Raw genomic sequence first — 7,508 nt, 5'->3', positions numbered from 1 at the left:
AATCGACCGGGCTGGCCGGGCTCGCCCAGTGCAGTACGGCGTCGACGGGCCCATCGACGTCGATGTACTTCGTCACGTCATGACGGATGAACTGGAAATCGCGATCGCGCAGGTGGGCGATGTTGGCCAGGTCGCCGGTGAGCAGGTTGTCGATGCCGACGACGGAATGCCCGCGGTCGAGCAGCGTTTCGCTCAGATGAGAGCCGATGAAGCCGGCGGCGCCGGTAATGACGTATCTGGACATGCGTTGGATAACTTCTGTGTCTTGGCCCGTTAGTAGGCCGCGCTGCGCTGGAACAGCCCGCGAACAACCGTCAGCCACATGATCTTCAAGTCGAGCGTGACTGACCAGTTCTCGATGTAATAGAGATCGTACTCGATGCGCTTCTGGATGGACGTCTGGCCGCGCAGGCCGTTGATCTGCGCCCAGCCGGTGATGCCGGACTTCACCTTGTGGCGCAGGTGGTAGCGCGGGATCTGCCGCTTGAACTCCTCGATGAAGACGGGACGCTCGGGGCGCGGGCCCACCAGGCTCATGTCGCCCACCAGCACGTTGAAGAACTGGGGCAGCTCGTCAATGGAGTACTTGCGCAGGAAGGTGCCGATGGGCGTGCGCCGCGGATCCTCCTCGCTGGCCATCCGCGCGCCAGCCACCTCGGCGTCGGTGCGCATGGTGCGGAACTTGAGGATGTGGAAGGTGCGCCCATCCATCCCCATGCGCTCCTGCTGGTAGAGGACGGGGCCGCGGCTGGTGAGCTTCACCATCAGGGCCGTCAGCAGCATGACGGGCCCCGACACGAGGATGGCCACCAGCGAGAAGAGGATGTCGAAGGCGCGCTTGGCCACCCGGCTCCAGCCGTCCATGGGATCGCCCTGGAGGCTGATGATGGGCAGCCCGCCGAACTCCTCCAGGCCGCCGTACAGGGTGATGTACTGGTAGAGGTCTGGGACGACCTTCACGTCCACGGTGCGCAGCGCCAGCTGCTCCATGAGCTGCTTCACCACGAGCTGCTGCTCGAGCGGGAGGGCGATGATGACCTGGTCCACGGGCTGCTCGTCCAGCACCCGCTCCACGTCCTCCACCCGGCCGATCACGGGTGCGCCGCGCACCTTGCGGCGAGCCTTCTCCAAGTCCTGCGCGAGCACACCCACCACGCGGAAGCCCAGCTCGCGGTGATCGCGCACTGTCTCCACGACGCGCCGGCCGAGCTCGCCCTCGCCGATGACGAGGATGGTCTTCAGGTTGAAGCCGCGACGCCGAACCTCAGCGAGCGCGAGCCGGAGCACCAACCGCGTCACCGACACGAGCACCAGCGAGTAGCCGAGGAGGAGCGCCAGGGTGAGGCGCGAGTAGCGCTCGCGGGTGAAGTACGTCAGCGCCACGAGAATGAGCGTGGCGGTGATGGAGGCCTTGAAGACGGCGAACAGCTCACCGATGTGGGTACGCGAACGATTGGTGGTGTAGAGGTTGGCCTGGTGGAAGGTGACCGGGAAGATGACGAGCACCATCACCAGCGAGACGAGCGTCTCGTCCAGCGGGGGGATGCCATCCGTCACGGGGATGATGCCGATGAAGCGCGTGGCGTACGCCAGTCCAAAGGCCACCGCGAGCATGAAGATGTCGGTGGCGACCTTGATGGACGTGTAGAAGCGCTGGAGACGACTGAACACCCCGGGACTCCTGTGGCGTGCCGAACGGTCGGCCCCGCTGCTGCAATTCTCGCGCAGGGCTCGTAGCACAGAAAGGTCCGTAAAACCAAGGGCTTGCCATACGCCCTCAGGGGCCCCTGAGCTGGGGGCACGCGAAAAACGGTGGGCCCTCTGGCACGGGTGTCAGGGCTGGGCGGTGCGAGAGGAGGCAGGCGAGCCGAGGAGCGCCTCCACCTCGGCCATGATCCCGCGCTGGAAGGCCTCCTTGGAGAAGCGGCGGGCCTGGGCGCGGGCCTCTTCGGGACGGAACCCCGCTTCCCAGGCGGCGAACTGGCGCACGGCGGCGGCGAGCGCGGCGGGGGTCTGCTCGGAGAAGAAGAGGCCAGTGTGCGGGGTGACGGTCTCCAGCACCCCACCCTTGGCGTAGGCGATCACGGGGCGACCGGTGGCCTGGGCCTCCAGGGGGGTGAGGCCGAAGTCCTCCTCGCCGGTGAAGAGGAGTGCGCGCGCGTCGCGGTAGAGGGCGGGGACCTCCGCATCCGGCACGTTGCCAAGAAAGCGGATGTGCGGCGGCAGTGGCTCCGAGGTGAGCCGGGCCGCCTCCTGCCCCGAGCCCACCACCCACAGAGGAGCGTCCAGGGTGCGAAAGGCCTCCAGGGCGATGTCGAGCCGCTTGTAGGGGGCGAAGGCGCCGAGCCAGAGGAAGTAGCCACCCTGCCCTGTGCCGTGGAGGGAGGAGGCACAGAAGCGCTCGAGATCCACGGGTGGGTGGACGACGCCCGCGTCGCGATGCCAGAAGCGGTGGATCTTCGCGGCGATGTTGCGGCTGTTGGCGATGAAGCGGTCCACGCCGGCAGAGGTCTCCCGATCCCAATGCTGGAGCCAAGGCCGCACAGCGCGCGCGGCGAGGCGCACGGGCCGTGAGGCGCGCCCGGGCCCGAAGTAGTCATCGAAGAGATCCCACATGTACCGCATGGGCGCGTGCACGTACCCGAGGTGCTTCGCGCCGGGCGGCTTGCGGATGCCCTTGGCGACGCAGTGGCTGGAGGAGAGGACGAGCTCATAGCCCTCGAGGTGGAAGGACTCGATGGCGCGCGGGAAGAGCGGGAGGAAGTGGCGGTAGCGGGTGTGGATGCCAGGAATGTGCTGGAGGAACGAGGTGTAGATGCGCCGGTTCTCGATGATGGGCGGCATCGTGCCGGGCTGGTGGATGAGCGTGTAGATGTCGGCGTCGGGGAACAGCTCGCAGAGGGCTTCGAGGACGCGCTCGCCGCCCCTCAGGGTGACGAGCCAGTCATGGACGAGGGCGACCTTCACGGGGCGACCTTCTATCACTCGGGAACGGGTGTGGGGTTGCCGCGTGGCGGCGAGCCCACGTACCGTACTCCCACCCTCTCATTCGATCCGCCAGGGGATCTCTCCATGCCTCGTCTCTCTCGTGTCCTCGCTGCGTGTCTCGCGTTGTTCGTCTCGACCTCCGCCCTCGCGGTGGAGCTCAACTACCGGTGGAAGAAGGGCGACACCCACCGCTTCAACTATGAGGACGACACGACGTTCGAGATAGCCATGGGAGGCGGGATGCCCGGCATGCCCGGAATGGCTGCCATGGGCGGAGGCGGCATGCGGACATGGCCGGTGGTGGCATGGGAGGCGGCATGAAGATGGACGTCGATGTCACCTGTGGGTTCGATGTGGCCGCCGGCAGGCTGCTGACCCTCGCCGGCACCCTGGCCTCCGACATGGCCATGGGCGGCATGGAAGGCATGGGCGGCATGAAGGTGAACTCGCGCTTCACGCTCAAGCGCGTTCCCTGAGTCGCCTCGTGGGTGTGCCAAGCATCCTCATCGACCTGCGCATGGTCCGAGGCCGGCTGCACGGCATCGCCCGCTATGCCCTGGAGCTGGCGCGGCGGCTGCCAGAGCTCGCGCCGGACCTGAGTTTCCTCGGGCTCACCGCCCCCGAGGGACTGCCCTCGGGGCTGGGCGCACTGGCTCCGTCACTCCCCCTCCATCGTGCTCGCGCGGGCTTCCTGGCCCCCGTGTGGGAGCAGCCCGCCCTTCTGGCGGATCTGGTGGAGCTCTCGCCGGATCTCTTCCACGCCACCTCCTTCTCGCTACCAGGGTTGTGGATGGGAAAGCTGGTGGCCACGCTCCACGATGCCAACCACCTGGCGCTGCCGGAGAACTACAGCCCGGCCCACCTGCTCTACTACCGCCTCGTCGTCGGCCCCCGGGCGAAGCGGGCCTCGGCGCTGCTGACGGTGTCCGAGTTCTCCCGCGAGGAGCTGGCGAAGCACTTGAACCTGAGTCCCTACCGGTTCCAGGTCATCGCCCCCGGCGTGGACTCGCTCTACCAGCCGCCCACTCCCCTGGAGGCCAGGGACTTCCGCCAGCGGCGCCGCCTTCCGGAGCGCTACCTCGCGGCGGTGGGCAACCCCAAGGCGCACAAGAACCTCGGGCTGCTGGCGAAGCTCGCACCGCGGCTGCCCTTGCCCATCGTCCTGCTCGCGGGCCAGGGTGCGGCCCGGGAGCTCGGGTTCCCCGACTCCACGGTAGAGCTGACAGAGCTGCCCGAGGAGGAGATGCCCCTCTTCTATGGCGCCGCCGAGGCGCTGCTGCTGCCCTCGCGCTACGAGGGCTTCGGGCTGCCGGCGCTGGAGGCGATGGCGGCGGGCTGCCCCGTGCTCTCCTCGAACGTCTCGGCGCTCCCGGAGGTGACGGGCGAGGCGGCCCTCCTGCTGCCACCGGACGATCTCCAGGCGTGGAGCGATGCAGCGCTGCGGGTGTTGAGGGACGAGCGCCTCCACAGAGGCCTTGTGGACAAAGGCCGCGAGCGGGCGTCGCGCTACACCTGGGACTCGTGCGCCATGCGCACCCTCGCCGTCTACCGGCGGGTCCTCGAGAAGTCCCGGTCCGCCCGGTGACGGGCTCCGCCGCCAGGGTTTCCGAATTTCCGGCCGGCCGGTGAGAATGGGGGGCGACGATGCCGTCCTTGCCCACGAGCTCTGCTTCGAGTCCCCCCTCCCCTGCCTGCGTGAAGGCGCACGAGGCAGAGCTCTTCAACCGTGGCGAGCTTCCGACCGCGCGTCGGCAGCGGATCACGGAGCACCTCCCGGGGTGCCCGCGGTGCCAGGCCCTGCTGACGGGGAGCTCGAACCCCCTCCAGGGACACGCTTCCCCCTCGCAGCCCGTGGAGGCTCCCACCCAGCCGCTGCGCGCGAGGCTGCGACCGAGCCCCCAGAGCCCGCCCGGCTCCCATCACGCAGAGGTGCCGACCCAGCAAGGAGCCCTCCCGCCCCCCCACGAGCCGGCGCCGGCCTCGGAGGGCATCGCCCCCGGCATTCGCATCGGCCGCTACGTCATCGACCGGGTGCTGGGCCAGGGAGGCATGGGCGCGGTGTACCTCGCGCACGATCCGGAGCTGGACCGGCGCGTGGCCATCAAGCTGCTGCACCCCGCCCTGTCGGCCAACCCGGAGAACCGAGCCCGCCTCCTGCGCGAAGCCCAGGCCATGGCGCGCGTCCACCACTCCCACGTGGTGACGGTCCACGACGTCGTCACCTGGGAAGGCCAGCTCTTCGTGGCCATGGAGTACGTGGAGGGGAGCACGCTCCGGGAGTGGATGCGCACCCGGCGCTCGCTCCACCAGATCCTGGAGCTGTTCCGCAAGGCCGGCGAGGGGCTGGCCGCTGCGCACGCCGCGGGCCTGATCCACCGCGACTTCAAGCCGGGCAACGTCCTCATTGGCGTGGATGGCTCGGTGCAGGTGTCGGACTTCGGACTGGCGCGCTCGACGGGCGCCCTGGTGGAGGCCGAGCCCAGCCCCCCCGAGGGAGAGCGCGCGCAGCCCGCCCCGCTGCTCCAGCAGGAGCTGACGCAGACGGGGCTGTTGATGGGCACGCTCGGGTACATGGCGCCCGAGCAGATGCTGCTGAGGCCCATCGACGCGCGGAGCGATCAGTTCAGCTTCTGCGTGGCGCTCTACGAGGCCCTCTACGGACAGCGCCCCTTCCAGGGCAAGGATGCCACCGCGCTGGTCCAGGCCATCTACGATCGCACGCTGCAGCCCCCGCTCAGCCGGCTGCGCGTGCCGCCCTGGGTTCACGAGGTGTTGCTGCGCGGCCTGAGCCCGCTCCCCGAGGAGCGCTTCCCCAGCATGGAGGCGCTGCTGGCGGCGCTGAGCCGGAGTCCCGAGGAGGATGAGTCCTCGCGGGCACGAGTCCGGCAGCGCATGCGCCGGGGCGTGGCGCTGGGCGTGCTGGCCACGGCGCTCGTGGTGGCCGTCGCCTCCACCCAGGCGTGGCGCAGCTTCGAGGAGCGAGCCCAGGGGTTGCTGCTCACGTCCCGCCCGCAGCCTTGGAACCCGGACGTGTTCATCCTTGCCGTGGACCAGCCCTCCATCCGCCAGCTCGGGTGGCCCATCTCCCGCAGCAAGCAGGCGCGCATGCTGGAGGCCCTGCAGCGCGCGGGCGTGGCCGCCGTGGGACTGGACACGTTCTTCTACCAGCCTGCACGGGACGGGCCCGAGCACGATGAGGCGTTCGCCCGCACCATGGCCCGCTACGGCCGGGTGGCCCTGGCGGTGCCCTGCACCACGGACCCGGGCGTCGATCTGGAGCTGCTCGCCCAGCAGGTGGAGCCCTCGTCACTGCCCGCTGGCCCGGCGCCTCGCTTCACCTGCACCCGCGTCCTGGTTCCGGTAGAGCCACTCCTGAAGAGCTCCCTGATGGCCCAGGTGGAGGTGGCCCGCTCCGCCTCCGGCAACGTGCGGGGCTCCTACCTGCTGGCCGAGGTCGCCGGGCGGACGCTCCCCTCGCTCGGGCTGACCACGTACCTGCTCGGCCAGGGACTGACTCCTGCCACCGGCCTGCGCCAGGTGGAGGGGGGACTGCGGATCGGCCCCATGTACGTCCCGCTGAACGAGGAAGGGGCCGCGCTCACCAGCTTCCGGGTTCCGGATCCCGATCACTTCCTGTCGTATGGCGCCTTGTACGCCGCGATCGGGGAGACGGATCCTCCCACCTTCCCTCCCGCGCTGGCCGCGGCCTTCAAGGGCCGGTACGTGCTGCTCGGACAGACGGCGGAGAGCATTCGGGATCTGGGCCCCTTCGCCAACGGCCAGCAGCTGCCGTTGGTGCTGCTCCATGCGACGCTGCTGAGCGACCTGTTGGAGCAGCACCCGGTGCGCGAGGTGCCGTGGTCCGTCGAGCTCGCGCTGATCTTCCTGTGCGGCGCGCTGATGACGGCGGCGGCGCTCGTGCTGCGGCCCACCCTCACCTTCGCCGCGGTGCTGGTGGTGCTCCTGGGCCTGCTGGGGGGGACGCTGCTGCTGGCCAAGAGCGGGTGGGTCCTCGCGCCGCTCGCGCCCATGACGGCCTCGGTGCTGACATTCGCGCTGGTGCTGTCGGGCCGGCTGTCCGCCGAGGAGCGCGCTCGCTCGCTGGTGCGGGGCGCCTTCGACGGCTACCTGGACGAGGCAGAGCTGGGCAAGCTCCTGGCCGATGCCGAGCGCTCGGCGATCCTGCGAGGGGCGCGCAAGCGTGTCTCCGTGCTGTATGCGCAGCTGCAGGATCCTCCCGGTGTGCTGGAGCTGAGTCCCCCCGAGGACTCCATTCAGCACCGGCGCCAGACCTTCCAGGCCATGGCCCAGGAGGTGGTCCGGCACAAGGGGCGCGTGGAGGCTCTGCGCGGCAACGGGGTGCTGGCCGTGTTCGGAGATCCGCTCGCCCTGCCCAACCATGCCCAGCGGGCGGTGGAGGCGGCCCTGGCGCTCCAGTCCGGCCTGGAGGCGCTCACCCGCACGAAGGGGAGCAGTCACCCGCTGGAGCTGCGCGTGGGGATCGCCACGGGAGAGGCCGT

7 protein-coding genes are annotated in these 7,508 nt (G+C 69.6%); 4 read left to right on the top strand and 3 right to left on the bottom strand.

Annotated features, from left to right (window positions below):
* The 3 genes from VD972_RS23940 to VD972_RS23930 form a co-directional block, all read right to left on the bottom strand.
* Positions 1 to 244: NAD-dependent epimerase/dehydratase family protein (locus VD972_RS23940; RefSeq protein ID WP_324990736.1), on the bottom strand; the 244-nt coding region annotated here is incomplete at its 3' end.
* A 29-nt stretch (positions 245 to 273) separates the two neighbouring features.
* Positions 274 to 1,671, bottom strand: coding sequence for an undecaprenyl-phosphate glucose phosphotransferase (locus tag VD972_RS23935; RefSeq protein ID WP_324990734.1), 1,398 nt, complete (start codon positions 1,669 to 1,671; stop codon positions 274 to 276).
* A gap of 162 nt (positions 1,672 to 1,833) precedes the next feature.
* Positions 1,834 to 2,967 carry a glycosyltransferase gene (locus VD972_RS23930; RefSeq protein ID WP_324990732.1) on the bottom strand — a complete coding sequence of 378 codons (1,134 nt, stop codon included), beginning with the start codon at positions 2,965 to 2,967 and terminating at the stop codon, positions 1,834 to 1,836.
* Here VD972_RS23930 and VD972_RS23925 point away from each other — a divergent pair.
* The 4 genes from VD972_RS23925 to VD972_RS23910 all read left to right on the top strand — a co-directional run.
* Complete coding sequence (locus VD972_RS23925; protein WP_324990730.1) at positions 2,947 to 3,309, top strand: hypothetical protein; 363 nt, start codon at positions 2,947 to 2,949, stop codon at positions 3,307 to 3,309. The genes VD972_RS23930 and VD972_RS23925 overlap by 21 nt on opposite strands.
* Positions 3,306 to 3,464: a hypothetical protein gene (locus VD972_RS23920; RefSeq protein ID WP_324990729.1), complete on the top strand. Its 159-nt coding sequence runs from the start codon at positions 3,306 to 3,308 to the stop codon at positions 3,462 to 3,464. The genes VD972_RS23925 and VD972_RS23920 overlap by 4 nt, the downstream gene beginning before the upstream one ends.
* Positions 3,465 to 3,505: 41 nt before the next feature.
* Positions 3,506 to 4,573, top strand: a complete 1,068-nt coding sequence (locus VD972_RS23915; protein ID WP_324990738.1) for a glycosyltransferase family 1 protein — start codon at positions 3,506 to 3,508, stop codon at positions 4,571 to 4,573.
* Between the two features lie 344 nt (positions 4,574 to 4,917).
* A partial coding sequence (locus VD972_RS23910) for a protein kinase domain-containing protein (RefSeq protein ID WP_324990727.1) occupies positions 4,918 to 7,508 on the top strand: 2,591 nt, incomplete at its 3' end.

Source organism: Hyalangium sp. (assembly GCF_035629615.1).
GTDB lineage: Bacteria > Myxococcota > Myxococcia > Myxococcales > Myxococcaceae > Hyalangium.
Note: the sequence above shows the minus strand (reverse complement) of the source record. Positions and strands in the feature narration are given on the sequence as shown.